The organism is Psychrobacter sp. 1Y4 (genome assembly GCF_051847555.1).
This window is the reverse complement of sequence record NZ_JBPYDE010000005.1, coordinates 21114-41598: the sequence shown is the minus strand read 5'-3', so window position 1 is coordinate 41598 and position 20485 is coordinate 21114. Positions and strand designations below refer to the sequence as shown.

General features: G+C 39.0%; 15 protein-coding genes and 1 pseudogene. 13 read left to right on the top strand and 3 right to left on the bottom strand.

The features are described 5' to 3' along the window. Positions 1-1116: a DUF6716 putative glycosyltransferase gene (locus ACS8FC_RS05480; RefSeq protein WP_439296097.1), complete on the top strand. Its 1116-nt coding sequence runs from the start codon at positions 1-3 to the stop codon at positions 1114-1116. Positions 1117-1209: 93 nt separating this feature from the next. Here ACS8FC_RS05480 and ACS8FC_RS05475 read toward each other — a convergent pair. Beyond that, positions 1210-1275, bottom strand: a pseudogene (locus ACS8FC_RS05475) (transposase); the annotation flags it as partial. Between the two features lie 1270 nt (positions 1276-2545). Between ACS8FC_RS05475 and ACS8FC_RS05470 the strand changes: the two are divergent. From ACS8FC_RS05470 to ACS8FC_RS05450, 5 genes are all read left to right on the top strand, one after another. Further along, positions 2546-3841, top strand: a complete 1296-nt coding sequence (locus tag ACS8FC_RS05470) for an alpha-2,8-polysialyltransferase family protein (protein WP_439296096.1) — start codon at positions 2546-2548, stop codon at positions 3839-3841. A 481-nt stretch (positions 3842-4322) separates the two neighbouring features. Continuing rightward, positions 4323-6188: a hypothetical protein gene (locus ACS8FC_RS05465; protein ID WP_439296095.1), complete on the top strand. Its 1866-nt coding sequence runs from the start codon at positions 4323-4325 to the stop codon at positions 6186-6188. A gap of 43 nt (positions 6189-6231) precedes the next feature. After that, positions 6232-6609, top strand: coding sequence for an HAD family hydrolase (locus tag ACS8FC_RS05460; RefSeq protein ID WP_439296094.1), 378 nt, complete (start codon positions 6232-6234; stop codon positions 6607-6609). 1 nt (position 6610) lies between these two features. Beyond that, the gene (locus tag ACS8FC_RS05455) at positions 6611-7339 is read left to right on the top strand and encodes a glycosyltransferase family protein (RefSeq protein ID WP_439296093.1); all 729 of its coding nucleotides are present in this window, start codon (positions 6611-6613) and stop codon (positions 7337-7339) included. Next, a complete protein-coding gene (locus ACS8FC_RS05450; RefSeq protein ID WP_439296092.1) occupies positions 7336-8901 on the top strand; it encodes a hypothetical protein in 1566 nt (521 codons plus the stop codon). The genes ACS8FC_RS05455 and ACS8FC_RS05450 overlap by 4 nt, the downstream gene beginning before the upstream one ends. A gap of 33 nt (positions 8902-8934) precedes the next feature. Here ACS8FC_RS05450 and ACS8FC_RS05445 read toward each other — a convergent pair whose 3' ends face one another. Then, a complete protein-coding gene (locus ACS8FC_RS05445; protein WP_439296091.1) occupies positions 8935-9933 on the bottom strand; it encodes a capsular polysaccharide export protein, LipB/KpsS family in 999 nt (332 codons plus the stop codon). 131 nt (positions 9934-10064) lie between these two features. On the opposite strand from ACS8FC_RS05445, the gene ACS8FC_RS05440 reads away from it, so the two are divergent. Genes ACS8FC_RS05440 through ACS8FC_RS05430 form a run of 3 tightly spaced genes read left to right on the top strand, consistent with a single transcriptional unit; the run spans position 10065 to position 14045 of the window. Then, entirely contained in the window at positions 10065-10952 is an 888-nt protein-coding gene (locus tag ACS8FC_RS05440; RefSeq protein WP_439296090.1) for a UTP--glucose-1-phosphate uridylyltransferase, read from the top strand. Positions 10953-10971: 19 nt separating this feature from the next. Further along, positions 10972-12651 carry a glucose-6-phosphate isomerase gene (pgi, locus tag ACS8FC_RS05435; protein WP_439296089.1) on the top strand — a complete coding sequence of 560 codons (1680 nt, stop codon included), beginning with the start codon at positions 10972-10974 and terminating at the stop codon, positions 12649-12651. Between the two features lie 47 nt (positions 12652-12698). Continuing rightward, the gene (locus ACS8FC_RS05430) at positions 12699-14045 is read left to right on the top strand and encodes a UDP-glucose/GDP-mannose dehydrogenase family protein (RefSeq protein WP_439296088.1); all 1347 of its coding nucleotides are present in this window, start codon (positions 12699-12701) and stop codon (positions 14043-14045) included. A gap of 224 nt (positions 14046-14269) precedes the next feature. Here the strand turns inward: ACS8FC_RS05430 and ACS8FC_RS05425 are convergent, their stop codons facing one another. Next, complete coding sequence (locus ACS8FC_RS05425; RefSeq protein ID WP_439296087.1) at positions 14270-15769, bottom strand: phosphohexomutase domain-containing protein; 1500 nt, start codon at positions 15767-15769, stop codon at positions 14270-14272. Positions 15770-16069: 300 nt separating this feature from the next. On the opposite strand from ACS8FC_RS05425, the gene mazG reads away from it, so the two are divergent. The 4 genes from mazG to folK all read left to right on the top strand — a co-directional run bounded on the left by mazG (position 16070) and on the right by folK (position 20264). Continuing rightward, positions 16070-16966, top strand: coding sequence for a nucleoside triphosphate pyrophosphohydrolase (mazG, locus tag ACS8FC_RS05420; protein WP_439296086.1), 897 nt, complete (start codon positions 16070-16072; stop codon positions 16964-16966). Next, complete coding sequence (locus tag ACS8FC_RS05415) at positions 16963-17337, top strand: ComEA family DNA-binding protein (RefSeq protein WP_439296085.1); 375 nt, start codon at positions 16963-16965, stop codon at positions 17335-17337. The genes mazG and ACS8FC_RS05415 overlap by 4 nt, the downstream gene beginning before the upstream one ends. Before the next feature lie 166 nt (positions 17338-17503). Further along, on the top strand, positions 17504-19750 hold the full coding sequence (pcnB, locus tag ACS8FC_RS05410) for a polynucleotide adenylyltransferase PcnB (RefSeq protein ID WP_439296084.1): 2247 nt from the start codon (positions 17504-17506) through the stop codon (positions 19748-19750). Beyond that, positions 19743-20264, top strand: coding sequence for a 2-amino-4-hydroxy-6-hydroxymethyldihydropteridine diphosphokinase (folK, locus tag ACS8FC_RS05405; RefSeq protein WP_439296083.1), 522 nt, complete (start codon positions 19743-19745; stop codon positions 20262-20264). Before pcnB ends, folK begins: the two co-directional genes overlap by 8 nt. The last annotated feature ends 221 nt before the right edge of the window (positions 20265-20485 follow it).

Below are 20485 nucleotides of genomic sequence, written 5' to 3'. Positions count from 1 at the left end.
TTGAAAATTGCTTTTCTATTTAAAAGAGACTCTCATTTTAAGGCTGTCAAATCGACAGCCTTAAGGGTATGCGCACAATATAATTGCCAACCTGTGTTTATAGGTATTGATGCAATTTATCATCCAAAAAATTTCAAAGAAATATTGTATCTTCAAAAAGACAATTTGGATTCTCTGGTCGACTATGATTATGTCGTTGCTTGTTTGGGGGGATACCTTCTAAATCATGTTATTAGTAGGTTAGCCAGTACACAAACTAAGGTAATTTCGATATTTCCTGGTATCGTTAGTCATTATCAATTAGATGCCTTTATAAGTAGAGTAAATGCAGACCAAGTTTGGTTGAACTCAAAGGCGGACTACCAACTATACAAAAAGATTTGTAAAGCTCTTGGATGTAGAGATAATGGTATAGCTTATGGAATGAGTTGGTTGAACTTAAAATTATGCTCGCATGTAGTGAATAATAATAGTCCAAAAGAGAGTGCAATAATATTTGAACAAACAGAAATTCTCTCTAGTGCTGAAGATGAAATAAGATGGAAAGAGTTGCTAAAGAAAATAATAGTATCCAACCCTGAAGTAAGATTTAAATATAAAGCTAGAGATAACACTTCAGATAATTATTTCATAGAATTAAGGTCGACTTTAAACAGTTATGATAACGTGACAGTTATTTCTGACCTAGACTCTGATGATATTTTGAAATCTAAGTACTTTTTGAGTATCTCATCTTCAGCTCTTGTGGAAGGTGTAGTTTACGATAAAATCAGTTTAATAATCGGAAAAACATTTCAGGATTTCGATAGTAAAGAATACTATCACAAGAGTAATTTAAAGTTAACTAGTTATATACTTAAAGAAAATACTAGAAAAATAAATAGTGGTTGGGCTAGAAAACGTATTCTCATTCCAAGAGAAAAAGTAGACATCCTCAAGCTAAAAAAAAATAACCTTCTTAGGGTTGAGTCGAGAGGATATTATTATATAAAGTTATTACTTTCTAGACTCATAATTTATAATCCAAAGATAGTATTTCTAATCTATAATAAAAATAAGATAAAGAAATTACAAAAGTCTTTAGAGTATTTAAATATTCAACATTCAGATATATAGTCAATACAGAATAAAAGGGATACGATCCATATGATAAAACAGTTTAGGCAAATCATTTTCTATCCAATCTTGGTGTAGAAACTTCGCTTGTGCCTACTTCTTTTCAATGGGATTTAAATCAGGGCTGTACGGTGGTAGCCATAGAATACGATGTCCATGTCTATTAAGTAGTTTTTAATACATTTATTTTTATGAAAACGGGCATTACCCATGACAATCACGCATTTGGTTTTAAGACTTGGAATTAACGTGTATTTATACCAGTGGTAGAATATGCTGCTGTTAATGTTGTGCTTAAAGTAATCAAGCGCAAACAGCATCTTTTCATAGAGAGCACCGATGAAATTAGCACGCTTTTTGCTTGCCAGTTATAGCGATCAATACAAGATTTACCTATCGATATATAGCCTTAAGGACGAATAGTCCTCGCCTCAAAGCCACTCTCGTCCATATATACAATAGGGTAGCCTTGCTGTGTGAAGCTATTTAACTTAATGTGATACGCCGCTCTTTTTATTAGGCACGCTTTTGGATACTTTAAGGTTTTTTTTGACTGATACCAAGGCGCTTTAAGGCATGGTAAATGCCTGTTTTACTACAGTTTAAACGACGAGCTTTTTCGTACTGCTAATCATTAGGATGTTCCTTGATATCATTAAGTAGCACATCATCTAGTATTTTTATAGGGTTTGGTTTGGTTTGTCTTGTTGTTTTGCTATGAACATGTCTCGACCAGTTTTATATGATGGTTGGGCTGAGACTATAGAATTCAGCCGCTTGAACATAGCTCATACCGTCACCTATACTTTTAAGAACTTGTCTACGAAAATCTGGTGAGTAAGTCATGGTCTTTATAATAACAATTTGGTTTTATAATTAATTTATAACACTTTTAAGTGAGCTTGACTATATTATAATAGTTAAGGGTGTTTATAGATACTGACTTGAAGTAGGAAAGAAAGGGTGGATAAATTTATAAATACCTGTAGGATCAATTTTTAAATTTATAATGGTTAATTTGAAAAACATTTGAATATCGAAAAAAACTTAATGCACAAGAAAGCGGTAATGCGGTATCTGAAAGCATTAGACTCTAAAGACTTATTAAGAAATGTATAATAATTAATTGATTACTTTTGATTCAAGAGGTTAAATAATAAAGGTTTTAATTTTTGTCTTGTGGATTTCAGAAAAAAACAAGCTTAAGCATACTTATCTAAACCTAAATTTACTACAATGTACAGTAAGGTTTTTATTATTTATACATATCCGTGATAGCTTTAAATCCAAGTATAGAAATCCATCTATGTATATCCCATAATTTATTAATCGATCTATATGTGGTGTTTAGAAATTTAATGAAATTATAGTAATATTGAGAATAAGTTGTTATTTTTTATAGTTAATCCACTTCCAGGGTGAATTTTGTATGAGTTTAAAAGTATATAGACCTAAAACGTACTTAAATATAGAGGATTTACCTCATGAAAATATAAATTATGTAAGCAATTTGTTTGTTATATCAAATCTTGGTCAGCTTAAACACGTAACAGGATTGATTGAGAAGATGAATATTACAAATAGTTTTTTATTGGTAGTTTATACCGATGCAAACCTAACGGTGCCACAATTGATACATGGTATGTTTAATTTAAATGCATTCGATGGTGTGCTATTTCACAAGCTACCGGTTAATCCAAATAGCATCTTATTTAGTAATATTAAGCTTATTGAAGCAAATTATAGAAAGATTTTAAAGGCAATTAATCCTAGAACTCTTTACTTAAACAGCTTCCAATTTCATTATGCCATTCTAGCAAATATAGCCAAACGCAACAAAGTTAAGCTTATTTTAATAGAAGAAGGTCTAGGGACTTATAGGCTTGAAGAAAATGAAAATTATGAACCTAATGGTTCAGTCGATTTTGATCTAGTGAGAAAGCTCTCTAGAGAGACTTTGAGTCAAACTGAAGTTTTTAAAAGAATGTATAAAAAATACAAATTGACTAAAGAATTTGTAACTGAGGCTAAGAGGTTAGCTAAGATGGTATGTTTCAGTCCCGAAGTTCAAAGTAAAATAGTAAATATTTATCCAAATTCAAATTTCAAAAGCTTTTATAAACCGTTTGTTGATTTTGATGAATCTTTTACGAGCTTTCCTGACTTAACAAAAAAAACATTTAAAGTGAGTCAGAGTAATTATTATCTTTCTTTTGAAAAACCAACTCAAGACGAAAAAAGATATGCTTTATCAATTATTGATAAATATAATATCAAACCTAAAGACTATATATATCTTAGTCAGAAATTTAGAGTCAATACAAATGAGTATTTACGCATCATAAAAACAACTTTATTAAATTTAATAGAATCTACTGAATCAAATATTTTCGTTAAGCTACACCCAAAAAAAGAACCTGAGCTTGTAATGAAAGGTTTTCTAGATTTGGAAAGAGAAACTAAGGGAAGAATTAAAGTTATAAAGGAATCTGATTTTTTAATAGAGGAGGTTATTAGGTTATCGAAAGTACAGGGTATAATTGGTATAACTTCTTCTGCTTTAGTTTATTCGCCTTTAATAGCGCCAGAATGTAAATCCATGTCCATCGCTTATATTCTTACTAAAAATCTATTGGATAATAAAAATAATAAGAAGGGAGTTGAAATGATTAAGTCTCATACTAAAATCTTAGAGAAGTTCGATAATATATTTTTTCTTGAGTAAACGTAAATAATTAACCATTCAACTTTATTTTCAAGTATCTACGGCTAATAGTATATTTACCCCTAAATAAAATAAATATAAATGTTATAACGCTCTACCGACTACCGATATAAATTTTTATTGCTTGCTGTACGCTTCACATTTTAGAGGTTTCGAAAAATTGATACCAATAAAACTGTACTTATCTTATAGTGGATCGACTACACTGAACTGATTCTTGTTCTAAAGCTGTTTTATGTTAGTACTATTCTAAAAAATGATTTAGTATTTTATTCCTACATCATTTTTTTACTTATTCCTAAGTATTAAAATCATAAATTCTTTAAAAATTTATATATCAATTAGCTTGTCTGTTATAAGAAAAGATGAATATAATAAGAGTCATTGGTATTACGTCAAAGCTACTATTTTTGTATATCTTGCTTACCAATTTTTATACTCAAATTTAAAAAATTAAAAATTATTTGTTTTGGAGAGGTTTATGAACAATCAGGATTATATGAAAGAGCTTTTGAGAACTCAGATGCAAGATTTGTTGAGAGCCAATAATAACAATATCCAGGTCTTTTCTGATATCAATAAAGTCGATAGAGAGGATCGTAACTTAGTTTTATTTACTGATTTAATAAAAAAAGGTGAGTCAGCTATAAGATTATTTGAGTATTTAAATAGTAGAGAAGCTCATTTCAATGATTATATATATTTTCTTGATTTATCTTTTTCGCACAGAAGAGTTGACGTGTACGACGAGGTATTGAGGCTAGCGTTTCAAAAATTCGAATCAAACTCACACTTAGCCTATTACCAAGTCCTATTTGGAAAATATAAATATCTAAGTAACGATGAGCTGATCGAGAATTTACTTAGTAGTAATATATTTAGGTATATTGAGCGTGGGTTAGTTTATAAAGTAAAGTTGCTATCTTCTAGTATTGAATCTGATGAAGTAAAGAATTATTTTGAGCTAGTTGAATCAACTAATTTACCAAAATCATTCAAATCTCCATATATAGAAATATTTTCACATGTAGTGAAAACAATGGATGGTAAAAGGCGTAAAAACTACGAATTAGATGCTAATAAGTTAATTAATCTATTTAACTTATATTTGGCTGATTTTAAGCATCCTTGGTATTTAAGGTTATTTATAAGAATTTACATGTCAACTCTTAAAGGCTACGATCCTGAACTTTACAAGAAAGCTTATAATGCATATCAACACGATATGTATGATATCGATACTGCTAAATATAATTTATTACACTTATTTAACTACTATAACATTAACAATTTAGAGGTAGAAGATACCTTTCTTGATGAGAGTACGAGACATTCGCTAGAAGACCATCCGAGTACGCTATTACTTCGAAGTACTAAGCAGAATACTAGAATACGGCCCATACGTAAGAAGAAAGTAGGTGTCATTATTGCGGGCCAAATTAGAGGTACAAAAAATGGCCAACTAAATTTCAGTAATAGTGATGAGTACGAGTTTGATGTGTTTATTTCATGTTGGGAAAAGAAAGGATTTAAAATACCCTATAATGTGGTTACGAAACCTTATTACCGCATATTTGATCAGGATATTGTTAAGTTGTTCTCTCATGAGGGAGTCTTAGGTAGTCATCTGTATCAGCGTTACCCATCCATCGAAAAGTTACTTTTAGAAGGATCTGTTGTTAAGGACAGCCTAATTAAGAAAAATAAATGGATATCAGAAGGAACTAATTATTCAATCAAGAATGTTCGAACTTATTCTGAGGCTGATAGTGAATTAAATAAGGTTTTTAAAGAATATAAGCTTAATAAGATGTCTAATAATGCATTTAATAACCAGCTTAAAATGTTTTATATGAATTATTGTGGTTACCAAACTCTCTGTGAAGAAGAAGATAGGCTACAAGAAAGCTATGAGTATATTATCAAAGTAAGACCTGATATGGAGATTAGTATAGATATAGCTAGCATCATGAGTGAGCTTGAAGGCAAACAGGCTGTCTCCGCAGATGTTCTTCGTTCTTATGATTGTGGGGATAGAATAGCCGTTGGAAATAGAATTATTATGGGTCAGTACTTAAGAATGTTTGAGAACCTGAGCCTATATCAGAATCAGCCAAATACAATGTATGGTTGTGGAAGATTCAGAGCGCATTCTCCAATTGATTATCAAATAGTTAGTTCTGGCGGGCAGGTTTATAGATCTAAATATGTTGAACATGGCGATTATCTAGAGTTAGATGTAGTTGATAGGGGATTATTGATTGATGGAATGCTAGAGGATGCAAAAAGTAGAGGGTTTGATGATACTGACTATAGAATATTCGAAGCTTTTGGTGTTGAATTCTAAACACCTTTAGTCGATAAAAAATTAAATATTATATGGAGCTCTAATGAAAAGATTAATATTTGACCTCGATGATACTATTAGCTTTACTACTAATGGCGATTACCCTAACGCTGCCCCTAACCATCTGTTAATTAAGAAAATGAAAGAGTATAAAGCGCTTGGTTTTGAGGTTATTATTTCTACCAGTAGAAACATGAGAACGTATGAAGGGAATACTGGTAAGATTAATGCAAATACTCTACCTATAATAATAGATTGGCTTAACAAACACGAAGTTCCGTATGATGAACTATATACTGGTAAACCTTGGTGTGGATTTGAGGGGTTTTACATAGACGACAAGGCTATAAGACCCAATGAATTTACAGAACTAAGTTATACAGAGATTACCCAGCTAATCAATAACAATAAGGAGACATAATGTGAGTACTTTTGTTATACCAATGGCTGGTTTAAGTAGTCGTTTTTTTGACTCTGGCTTTAACGTTCCTAAATACCAGTTACCTATAGAAAATGAAAGCATGTTTGCATGGTCTCTAAGTTCTTTTAAATGCTATTTTTCGAAAGATTACTTTCTTTTTATAGTAAGAGATATTTACGATACTCCGAGTTTTGTTCATAGAGAATGTTTGCGGATGGGCATTGAGAGTTTCCATATTTGTGTTTTAGATCGTGAGACTAAAGGACAGGCTGAAACGGTATCTCTTGGTTTAAAAGAGTTGCCTGAAAGGTTTGACTCGGATATCTTAATTTTTAATATTGATTCTCAACGAAAAGACTATCTTAAACCTGATTGGATAAATCAATGTGATGGGTATTTAGAGCTTTTTATTGCAGAAGGGGATCATTGGTCTTTCGCTAAGTTAGATATGAGTAATATTGTAACTAGTACTGCAGAGAAAAGACGGATAAGTCAATACGCAAGTAATGGGCTTTATTACTTTAGTAATACATCATTGTTTAATGAAGCTTATAAAGATTCGCTAGAGAATAACAAGTTAGAAGCTGGAGAGTTGTATGTTGCCCCGCTGTATAATTATTTGATTCAAGAAGGCTATAAAATAAAAGGTCAGATAATTGATGAAGAAGTTACTCAGGTAGCAGGAACACCTGAAGAGTATAGAAGAATTATGAGTGGGGAAAAGCTGTGATTATTATAAACTCAGGGGCATATGTTATACCAGAGTTTCAAGCAGAGGTCGGAAAAATACCTCCTTGTTTTCTGCCTATAGGGAATAAAAAATTATTAGAACACCAAGTTCAAGTTTTGAAAAATGAGATTAATGAACCTATAGTCTTATCATTACCAGATAGCTATCTACTAAATAGAAGTGAGCAATTATTGTTAGAGGAATTAGAAGTCGATCTTATCCAAGTACCTAGCGACTTCTCGTTGGGCGAAAATATATTATATGTGCTCAATACAATTGATACCCGATATAGATCAGAGCCGATAAGATTCCTTCACGGTGATACTCTAATCAGAGGCTTGCAATGTATAAAAGGAGATTGTATAGGTATCGGCTATACCAATGAGCTTTACAACTGGGAAGCTGCTAGTACGTTAAATCTTAGTGAGAATAGCTTTAAAGTATGGTGTGGTTTCTTTTCCTTTTCTAACGTATCTAAACTGATTAGACTGTTAGCGATTAATAGAGGAGATTTTACTAAATCGGTTCACGAGTACCATGATCTATATGAGTTAACTGAAGTTGTATTTGATAAATGGTATGACTGCGGACATATTAACTCTTTCTTCAAAACTCGTGGTGAGATGACTACAGAAAGGGCTTTCAACGAGATAAGAATGATAGAAAATGTCATATATAAAAGTGGAAGTTTCTCATCTAAGATAGAAGCAGAGGCTTATTGGTTTGAGAGCTTACCTGCCGAGTTAAAGCGTTTTACTCCACATCTAATAGACTCAGGAACTTCTGAAGAGGGATTTTCGTATGCTTTAGAATATCTACCTAACTTGCCATTAAATGAACTCTTCGTGCATGGCAAATTACATCATAATCAATGGGTAAATATTATTAACAAAATAGCAGCTTTTATCAGCTCAAGTAGTCAAGTCGAAATCGACCCAAAGTTGTTAGGTAGCATCAACAAAAGTTTTACGAATTTAGTAGTAGATAAGACTTGTCAACGAATTATGAAGTATAGCTCTTCAAATAATATCGATTTAGATAAGTCTTTTGTCGTAAACAATCAGGAGTCACCTTCACTAAATAGTATTATTTCTAGATGCATTGATAAAATATTAGCTTTACCGACACAGAGCTCGGTGTTACACGGTGATCTTTGCTTTAGTAATATTTTGTATGACTCCAGAATAAATGACATTAAGTTGATTGACCCAAGAGGGATGGACTTTCATGGAAATTTTACAATATATGGTGATCAGAGGTACGACATAGCTAAGTTAACTCACTCTGTGATAGGATTGTATGACCATATTATTGCCAATCGATATAAATTAGAAGTTATAGAAGATTATCAGTACAACCTAAGCTTTGAGTTATCATCCGAAATAGAAGAGTTTCAGCATTTCTTTCTTACAAAGTCTTTTAATGGTATAGAGGTTAAATCGATAATGCCATTAACAGTTTTGTTATTTTTGTCGATGTTGCCTCTACATTCTGATAGAGAGGATAGACAGCAAGCTCTACTGATTAATGCTATAAGGCTTTATAATGAGTTTTTAGCTTAGTGCTAGCATTTTAAAGCCATCTATATAATTGAACTATTTCGCAGCAAGGTTTGTGATATTAAAGTTGTATTTAAGAATTAAATAAAATATAACTGTTTGTCTTTTCTTTAAAGTACTGTTGCTATTAGTCTCTAAGAGCTGATAATAAAAAGGTCGCCCTAATACGGTGACCTTCTTGCCTCTAAGTAACGCCTCAAATCCACCTAATGAAGTAATCGTATAGACATGATCGACTGTCTCTAACGCGTCGACTAAATGAATAGACTGAGTGAGGATAAGGCAATCTAGTTCAGTCAGCGCACTGACGATAGACGGATCATCCAGCGTCATCGGGTGCGGTTTCACGATAATTTGGGCCTCAGGATTTTCTTCAATGGCCTTGTTGACCACATCAAGCAGCGTAATACCCTCACTGCCACCGTACTTTAATGAATCATCATGAGGTACCTGTCCTAATACCAATACTCGCTTCTTATTCTTAACCCCATAGATAGGCTGCACATCCACATAGGGCTGATGATTATATTTGCTCACTCGATGCGAGATGTAATAATTTAGCATCTCCTGTGCCAATTCCCCATTATAACCGTCTTGATCAAAGTCGAAGTTAGCGATTAAATCTGTTAAATCGTTCGGCCGTGTCGTATCAAAGTAGGGCGCTTGGCTGTCCATGACGATAGATAATGGCGGCGTACTGCTGTCATCGTTAGGGCCTGAGCGGATAAAACCATCTTCTAAAAAGAAAATATCTAGGCCTTGTTCTCGTATATAGTCAATAAAGTATTCAGGCGCTTTATATCCCCATATATAAATGACAGGATTTACAAGTTTGATAAAGGGTTTTAACCATAGGTTAAAGTAGCGTTTACTAAAATGCCGCTGTATCTGTATATGCGCTGGCTCAAATACCCAGTCTCCAACCATATCCTGCCACGGCTGCATACCGACTACTAATGCTAAGCGCTGTGGCGAGCGTTTATAATGAATACAATAGCCTGACAGAAGCGGTTGAATATATTGGTTAAAATTCATGGGCTGATACAACCTATCTTTTGATAGCGGGTAAATTTTATTATGATACGCTATAGCTCCTGTATTTTAAATTATTTCCACAATAAGTAGATTACGCATATTATTATAAGTGCTAATAGGATTATTCAAACATGCCCAATATCACCCACGCCGTCATCCCCGTCGCAGGCTTCGGCACCCGTATGCTACCGCTATCTAAATCCGTACCAAAAGAGCTGCTGCCGCTTGGCAATCGCCCAGCCATTCATTATGTCGTTGAGGAGGCCATCGCTGCCGGTATTAAACATATTGTCTTAGTCGGGCATGCACAAAAAAGCGCAATTGAAAACTACTTCGATATCAATGCCGAGCTCGATAATCAACTGCGTTATAAAGGTAAAGACGAGCTTGCCGATAGCTTAAACTGGCTACCAGACGATGTGACCGTATCGATGATCCGTCAGGGTAAGCCGCTAGGGTTGGGCCATGCGGTGTTGGCCGCGCGTCCCATTATAGGCGCGCATGATTTTGCTGTCCTATTACCGGATGTGGTCCTCGACCCCTTTACCACTGATATGACCACTGATAATTTAGCCTTTATGATTGATGCCTTTGCTAAGGATAAGCATTCGCAAATATTGGTAGATAAAGTCGCTGATGAGGACGTGCATAAGTACGGTATCGCTAAGTTAAAGAATGATGATGCCAAAGATATCAATGATAAGTCTGCTACAAAAGATAGTAATGCTAGTTTTGCAGTGGCGGGATTTGTAGAAAAGCCGAGCTTAGACGATGCGCCATCCAACTTAGCGGTGGTTGGTCGTTATGTATTTAGCAATCAAATCTTTGATTATCTAGCCAATACCACAGCCTCGGTCGGCGGTGAGATTCAGCTGACTGATGCGATTGATGCACTTATTAACGAATACGGGGTCAATGTGACGACTATGCGCGGCGATAGCTATGATGCAGGTGATATGCGCTCATATATGCAGGCATTTATCTATTTTGCTGAGCAGCAACTAGCAGATGCTAAATAACTGACGGGTAATATCACTAATGAATAATATCAAGGATGATAACGCCTATAATAGCGCGCGCCGCTCTAAGTATTGGCAGCAGTTGCAAAGCCTAGCAGATCAGCCGTGGTCGCTTACCGCCTTGTTTGCTCAAGATTATGAGCGTGCCACACGCTTTAGCACGCAGGCTGGTGCGCTCTATATGGACTATAGCAAGCAGCGTATCGATGAGACGGTGTTATCCAATCTGCTACATCTAGCAAAGAGCTGTGATTTATCAGCTCGTATCAAAGCACTATTACAAGGGGCGATGGTCAATACCAGTGAACAGCGTGCCGCCCTACATACCGCGTTACGCCTGCCTGAGACTGCAACGCTACAAGTCGATGAGCAAGATGTGGTGGCAGATGTGCATCATAGTCTGGCGCAGGTTGCTAGGTTATCTGAGCGGGTCCGTAGCGGTACGTGGCGCGGGTTTTCGGGTAAGGCGATTACCGATGTCGTCAATATCGGCGTTGGCGGCTCTGATCTTGGGCCACTGATGGCGACGACTGCACTTGATGAGTGGGCAGATACGGATATCGAAGTGCACTTTGTTTCCAATATGGATGGAACTCATCTTGATAATTTGCTCAAGCATTTAAATCCTGAGACCACTTTATTTATCATTTCTTCTAAATCTTTTGGTACCGTTGATACGTTATCCAATGCGAAGACGGCATTATCATGGCTACTTGCTACTGCCAAGCGCCGTGATGGGACAGAGGGTAGCGTATTACGTCGCCACTTTATCGGTATATCGGCTAATGGTGAGAAGATGAGTGCTTGGGGTATCCATCCTGAGCATCAGTTGCAGCTTTGGGAATGGGTCGGTGGTCGATTTTCGCTATGGTCGGCGATTGGACTGGCGATTGCGATTCGTATTGGTATGTCTGGCTTTAAAGGTTTATTGGCGGGTGCTCATAGTATGGATGAGCACTTTGCGCAGGCGGAATTTGCCCGAAACTTACCAGTATTATTAGGTTTACTTGCTGTTTGGAACAGTACTTTTTTGCGGGTAAATGCGCATACAGTATTGCCTTATGATGGGCGCTTAAACTATTTGCCAAGCTACTTAACCCAGCTTGAGATGGAGAGTAATGGCAAGTCGGTCACCCAGCACGGCGATCATATTGATTATGATACCTGTCCGATACTATGGGGCGAGATTGGCTCCAATGCGCAGCATGCATTTTATCAGCTACTACACCAAGGGACGCAGCAGGTCTCTTGCGACTTTATCGCCTGCGTCCGTCGTTATGACGATAAGGTCCACAATGCCTCATTGCAACAGCAGCATGAGCTGTCATTGGCCAACTGTCTGGCACAAAGCCGCGTACTGGCCTTTGGTAACGCTGCGATTGAAGATACTATCACTGATGCTACGGCCCATATCATGTCTGAAGCGGACAAATACAAGTACTATCATGGCAACCAGCCATCGACGACGCTACTTATCGATGAGCTGACGCCGCATAGCTTGGGGGCGCTGATTGCACTGTATGAGCATAAAGTCTATGTGATGGCCAGTATTTGGGATATTAATCCGTTCGATCAATGGGGCGTTGAGATGGGTAAGCAGATGGCTGAGTCGGTGCATCATGCAATGCAGCAAGAGGGTAGTGCTCTATTTGATACCTCTACTGATCAGCTCTTACAACATATCAAGCGCTTCTCTTAATGTGAATCAGATAATGTTATTAACATAAAAATATTGAAGGTCACTCTATGTCAGCTCAACTGCTTCATCAATCCAAAAATCCTGCAGTTTGCGTTATCGTTGGTCACGGTATCGAGGCCATTACCAGTGCCGTAGTGCTGGCAAGCTTGGGTCAGACTGTCCACTTATATGCAGACTTAGGGATGCTAGAGCAGCAGTTGCAGCAATATGGCTTTGAGCGGCATTTGCAGGCGCTATGGCAGATGTATGATCAGCAAGAGCAGATTATCAGTCAAGCGTTGCCAAGTAGTGCTCATCAGTTATTGCATACTTATGAGTCCGCCAGTGATGACAGTGAACCACGCTCAAAAGTGGCGCTTTATTGGCTGTTTTTGGACAGTATAAAGTCAGTATGGGTGGAGGAGAGCTGGGTGACTGCGTTTAATCAAAGTCGCCAGCAAGCGTTACCGATTATCATGAGTAGTATTGAGCAATTAGGGCATATCTCAGCGCTTGCCCAGCGCTTGCAACGTGCATGGGTATATTACATACCCTTTGTGTTTTTGCAAGATGGCGCTGCCTATAGCTCGATGTTGACACCGTCACTATGGCTGCTTGGCGAAAAGACAGCGGACAGTAGCCGTCAGCATCTAAGTGCGCTACAGCCTTTGATGCAACAAGCTCGTGTCAATCATAGTGCCGATATTGCAACGATAGAGTTTGCCCGCAGTAGCATCATGAGTATGCTGGCGACGCGAGTAAGCTTTATGAATGAGATGTCGCGCCTTGCTGATAGTCACGACGTCGACATTCAGCAAGTCAGTCACATCATGGGATTAGATGAGCGCGTTGGGAGTAGCTATTTGCAAGCAGGCTGGGGCTTTGGTGGTAATACACTACCGACGGAGCTATTACAGCTACAGCAATCGGGGCAGGCGAGCCGCGTGGATATGCCGATGCTACAGTCAGTGCTCGATATCAATGAAGACCAAAAAGAGCTGATATTTCGTAAGTTCTGGCAATATTTCGATGGTTTTATCGATAATAAGACCGTGATGATCTGGGGCGGTAGCTACAAGTCAGGGTCCGGTCGCACCGTAGGATCAGCGATTCATCCACTGTTAGCATTGCTATGGTCGTATAATATTCAGACGATTATCTACAGCGAAAAGGCGCAGACTGAATTAGAGACACTATACGGCAAGCAGCCTTTATTAACGCTAGTTGAAGATCCTTATACAAGACTTGATGATACTCAAGCCTTGTTTATCATGAGCTGGCCATTGGACAAGGATTTGGATATCAGTCAAATCAACAAAACCGCGCAACCTATATTTGATACGCAAAACGCTTTAACCTTTACCCAGATGGATAATCTGATCGGTGATTATATAGGTATTGGCCGCGCTAAATAATCAGCGTTTATTCATACATAGTAGATCGACTATAAGATAAATACAGCACTACTGGAGTAAATTTTGCGTAGCCTCTGTCTGCGTAGGCACTACAAGCAAGAAAAAATTAACCCAGTCATGCGTTGTAATTTTTGTACCGCTTTTATATAGGACTGACTATAGATAGGAACAAACGCTTTTTCTATAAACTTATAACCAAGATTTTATTTTGTGTGGACAAAGTTTTAAGCCAACACCGCGCCTTGCTCGCTCAGCCATGCCTTTATTTCTCGTACCTTATCGGCTAACAACGACTTATCACCATGGGTTTCGATATTAAGCCTAATAAGCGGTTCGGTGTTGGAAGCGCGTAGATTCAAACGCCAGTCACCGAAGTTAAGACTTAAACCATCAAGCATCGACTTGCTCGGATTTTGAGCGTCAAACTTATCTTCGATAGCACGAATGATAGTCGGCGCATCATGGGTAGTCAGACGAAAATTAAGCTCACCTGAGCTAGGATACGCGTGAATATAGCCTGTGACCAACTCTGATAGCGTCTTGCCAGTAGTGGATAATAGCTCAATGGTTAATAGCCATGGAATCATGCCGCTGTCACAATAGAAAAAGTCGCGAAAATAGTGATGCGCGGACATCTCACCCCCATAGACTGCGCCCGATTCGCGCATGACTTGCTTGATAAATGAGTGCCCCGACTTACTGATGACCGCCTTGCCATTATGTGCTTCGATAACTGCTTCGGTATTGTAAATTACTCGTGGATCATAGACGATGGATTCGCCTTGTTCTTGGTGTTGATACTTATTCAAAAATGCTTGTGCCAGCATGCCAACGACGTAGCTGCCATCAATAAATTCGCCATTCTCATCGAATAAAAAACAACGATCAAAATCCCCATCAAAAGCAATACCGAGGTCGGCTTTGTTTTCTAAGACAGCTTGCTGGGTAGCGACTCTATTGGCTTCAATCATTGGGTTGGGGATGCCATTGGGGAAGCTGCCATCGGGGGTATGATGCAGTTTGATGACTTCAATCGGTGCGCCAGCTTGTGCCAGTTTATCAACTAATAGATCAACGACAGGGCCTGCACTGCCATTACCAGAGTTGATAACCAGTTTAAGTGGTTTGAGTTTGTCAGTATCGATAAAGCTTATAACGTGATCAACATAGGCGCTTTTATCGTCTAATAACTGCAATTTTCCTGCCTGATGCGCCGTGGTAAATTGTCCCGTCTCTGCTAATGCTTGAATCTCTGCCAGACCCTCATCAGCACTGATGGGTTTTGAATGCTCTTTTACCAGTTTTAGCCCATTATAGTTAATAGGGTTGTGGCTGGCCGTGACTTCGATACCGCCGAGCGCTTGGTAGTGACTGGTCGCAAAATATACCTCTTCTGTCCCCGTCATACCCAAATCGATGACATCGACACCTGCGTCGATAATACCCTTGAGGGTCGCTTGTTTTAATTGCTCGCTTGAGTGGCGAATATCACTACCGATAACGATAGCAGGTTGTAAGTCTGTCAAATCGCTATCTTGCTGATCGGCTGCTGCGTTATAACGCTGATATAAAATCTGTGCAAAAGCACGCCCGATACGGTAAGCGATATCTTCATCAAGATTGACCCCAAGCTCACCGCGAATATCATAAGCTTTAAATGAGCTAATCGTAATAGAATGAAATTCAGTTGCTGGCTGGTAGCTAGTGGTCGCAGAAGTAGACATAATGACAAGATTCCTTGCGCTAAAGCAGTGGTAAAATAACGAAGTAGATAGCACAATTATAAGCTAATAAGCATTCAATGCTACACTAATGACAAAATCGTTATGAAATTAACGTCATTCTATTCAACAATAAATAAAAGTTGTAGGCTGGGTTTTTAACCCAGCATTGTAATTTTGCAAAATCTCAAATCTGGGTTAAAAATCCAGCCTACGCTAACTACGCTAACAAATTTAATGGGTTGAGCCATTAGATAATGAGTAGTAAATATAAGCAATAATAAAAAGATAAGAGTATCTGTTATGAGCCGTCAAGACATAAAACCCCAAGACAGTTTAGATAAGAATCTTCAAGTTCTGCCTCCCACAACTGTACAAGGCACTCCAGAAGCGAGTGGGCAACTTGATGACTTGTTAGCACTGATGGCAAGATTGCGCGCTGACTGTCCGTGGGATAAAAAACAAAGCAATCATAGCCTCATTCCCTATGCCATTGAAGAAGCCTATGAGCTAGGCGAGGCGGTACAAAGCGATGATGACGAAGATATCAAAGGTGAGCTTGGCGATGTGCTGCTACAAGTCGTCTTTCATTGCCAGATGTATGCTGAGCAAGGGCGTTTCGATATGGGCGATGTCATTACCACTCTACAAGAGAAGCTGATTCGCCGTCATCCGCACGTATTTGAGGCTGAAACCCTAACAGACGAAGCGGCGGTTAAAGCGCGCTGGAATGAGATTAAATTGGAGGAGCAGCAAGCGCGCGAGGCACGGGGCAAATTAAAGCGTCGTTTGGATAATATCAAAGCAGGAAGTGCTTTGATGCAAGCGCAAGAGGTACAAAAGCAGGCGTCAAAGTTAGGCTTTGATTGGGAAGGCGTAGCAGGCGCTTTTGAAAAACTTGAAGAAGAGATTAGTGAGTTAAAGTCTGAGCTGATAGAGAAATCCAAATTTGAAATTGAAGCCAATACTAGAGAGATTGAAAAAGAGCTGGGCGATTGCATGTTTGCCCTAGTCAACGTCGCGCGCAAATTAAACCTTGACGCTGAGACAGCGACCCTTACTTGCGTGCATAAATTTAAGTCGCGTTTTGGTTATATTGAAGAACAACTGGCTGCGGTTGGTAAGCATTTGGAAGATAGTGATATAACAGAAATGGATGCACTATGGGATGCAGCGAAACGACATGAAAGATCGTTATGAGTACTTATCACAAAGCCCCATTCGTTCGTTTATTAATGATCGCTACTTTGGGCTTTATTTTGGTTACTATAATAGCCAGTAGTGCAAATGCAGCGCCTTGTTTTGATAACCCACAAAGCGCTTATAAGTACCTGTTGGCGCAGGAAAATGCTAAAACACAAGCGCGCGAGCAAACGACAGTGAATATCAATCGTGCCTCTGAAGGTGAGCTGGTTTCACTAAACGGTATCGGTAGTAGTAAAGCCCAAGCGATTATTTTATATCGTGACATGTTTGGCGATTTTAAAAGCGTTGATGAGCTAGCAAAGGTCAAAGGTATCGGCGCAAAAACGGTTGAGAAAAATCGAAGTCGTTTAAGGGTGCAAGATTAATAGCATTATTTTGCTTTAATTAACCCTAATATTGACAAAATAGCACGTAAGTAAATGTCATAACGCACCTACCACGCACAAAATTTGTTAAACTAGTAGTTACATCCGCCTGACAAACGCTGTGTTCGTCAGTGGTGGTTAAAGAATACCGGCGAGGAGTAGATGCATGGCCGAGCGTGCCGCCAAGCAATTAGAGCTAAATAAATCTGAATTACCCAATTCCATTACTGAAGTGATTGCCACATTAACCCGAGCTGGGTTCGATGCTTATATCGTTGGTGGCGGCGTGCGCGATACCTTGCTAGGTCTGCGCCCAAAGGACTTTGATGCGGTCACCGATGCCAAACCGCATGAGATCAAAGACGTTTTTGGTAAGCGTTGTCGCATTATCGGTCGCCGCTTTCAGTTGGCGCATGTGTACTCCGGGCGCGAGTTGATTGAAGTGGCTACTTTTCGCGGGCCACCAACGAGTGACGCCAATACCAATCAGGATGGTATGATCTTGCGTGACAATGTCTGGGGCGATATCAAACAAGACTTCTCTCGTCGTGATTTTTCTATTAATGCACTTTATTATCAGCCACTTAAAGGCGTGGTTCATGATTTTTGCGGAGCGCTGGAAGACATTGATAATAAAATCATTCGCCTATTAGGTCATGCGCCAGTTCGTATCGAAGAAGATCCGGTAAGGTTATTGCGCGCGTTACGCTTCAAAGCCAAATTGGGCTTTGAGTTTGACGAAGAGTTGTCTCAGCAGTTTCACGATGATAATTGGGCATTGCTTGAGCAAATATCACCGCATCGTCTCTATGATGAAACGCAAAAGATGTTTACTGGCGGCTACTTAGTACCATTGTTGCCGCTATTGTTTGAATCGGGTGCGATTGACAGCTTGGTTATCTATCCGCCATCTGAGCCAAGCGCTTTAGTCAAACAAGTCGCCATCAATACCGATAAACGCATTGCAGCGGGCAAAAGCATCAATCCCGCATTTTTCTATGCAGCTCTATTATGGGAAAACTACTTACATCAGCTAGAAAAAGCCAAAAAGCGTAACATGCCTTTTGCAGAAGCACAGATGTATGCGGCTGGTAAGGTTATTGATCGCCAACGTATTAAGACTGCGATTCCAAAGTTTGCTGAGCAATTTATCCGTGATATTTGGATATTGCAGCCAAAGCTTGCTGCTCCGCGCAACAAGCAAATCGTTCAGCTTTCTGAACATCCACGCTTTCGTGCTGGTTTTGACTTTTTGTTATTGCGTGAGCAGTGCGGGGATGCTGAGCATCCATTATCAGAGTCGACCAATGGTATGGGCGACTGGTGGCAGACTTATCAGACTCTATCTGAGCGTCAGCAGCAGCAAGCGATCGATGACTTTGATGAAAGTATTCGCCGCGGCGCTTACAAAAAATCTCAGCGTGGTCGCGGGCGCAATCGTCAAAAGTCAGCAGCAGATACCGCTGACAAATGGACGTCCAATCAAAAAAGCGTGTCGGACAGCAAGGTTAATGGTAGATCCAGTAGCAGTGCCGAAGACCGTAGTAGTGACCAGACAATGGTAAATGATTCATCAACTATTCCAGCACGTCGCCGCCGTGCGACAAGTCAGTCTGCTAAAGCTACGCAGTCTGATAGCCATAAAGGTAAAACTGATGTTACGCAGCCATTAAAGCAAGCCACTGATGAGCTTGCTCAGTTACAAAAACTGTCTCTTGCCAGTAGCAATAAGCAAATGTCGGATAAGCAGCAAAACGCCCAACCTGCGCCGTTGTTCGTCATCGAACACCAAAGCGTCGTGCCGCCATTACAAAAGCAGCTATCAGGTAGCGATAAGCATAAGACGGCTGGAGATAAGACTAAGCCTCATCAACAGCCTGAGCAAAAAAAGACCGTCGCTAAAAATGCATCGGCTAATAAGGAAGCGCATCAGTCAGAGCACTTAGAAGACAAACCATCACCTTCTACCTCTAAAGAAAAGGCCACTCAAACGATAGCAAGATCGCCTGCGCTTGTCAGTATGAATAACGAGCCGATACCGCATAAGCGTCGCCGCCGTGAGCCTAGCGTTGCTAACAGCGCTAATAATGAGCCTGTATCAAAAACTGCCCCTAAGTACGCCAAAAAAGCGCCTAAGCCAGCAACTCAGTCTAATGGAAAAGCTAATACTAAAGTTGAGAAAACGGTAAAGCATGCCGAAGCTACGGCAGGAAACAAGTCAGAAAACAAGGCAAGTACTAATAAAGCAACTACGCCTGTGAAAGCGAGAAAACCAGCTAAAACTGCAGAAGCAAAGTCTGATAAAACCAGTCAAGCTGCTAACGGCAAGGTTAATTCTGGTAAAGTGATTGATAATAAAGGGCCTGTCCCATCGAAGCGTCGCCGCCGTCAGCCTAGTACCGATAATGTCTAATATGAATAACGATACGGGCAACGCCCATTGGGTAACTTCCTATGTAGGCTTGGGTAGCAATCTGGCTAATGAATTAGGTTCACCTATAGAGCATTTGCAGCAAGCACTTGCACTGATGCGTGCACATCAGCAAATATATGACGTTCGTGTTTCTTCATTCTACGCCTCAGCGCCTATGGGACCACAAGATCAGCCCGACTTTGTTAATGCGGTCGCTGGTTTTGAGACAACGTTGCCACCTTTTGCGTTGCTCGCATTTTGTCAGCAGCTAGAAGAGCAAGCTAAGCGTGCGCGCATACGACGTTGGGGTGAACGTAGTCTTGATGTCGATATTTTATTGTATGGTGAAGCGCAAATTGCAGAGCCGCAATTAACCATACCGCATGCTGGACTGCTTGAACGTAATTTTGTCTTAATACCGCTACGAGAGCTAGCTCCAGAGCTAGTAGTTGCCGGCAAGTCGATAGATGCTTATCCACAAAGTAAAGATTGGACAGATTTAAAGCTACTATAGTTAATTTATTATTGAATTGAATCAACTATAAAGTAAATATAGCGCTATTGGGATAAATTTTGCGCAGCCTCTGTCTGCGTAGGCACAGCAAGCAAGGAAAAATTATCCCAATAGCGCATCACAATTTTTGTGTTTTTTGTGTTTAGGATGACTATATATTAAGAAATTGCTAAGTTTTTTGATCACAAGCAGAATAACAATTACTAGTAAGTTAAAAGCAT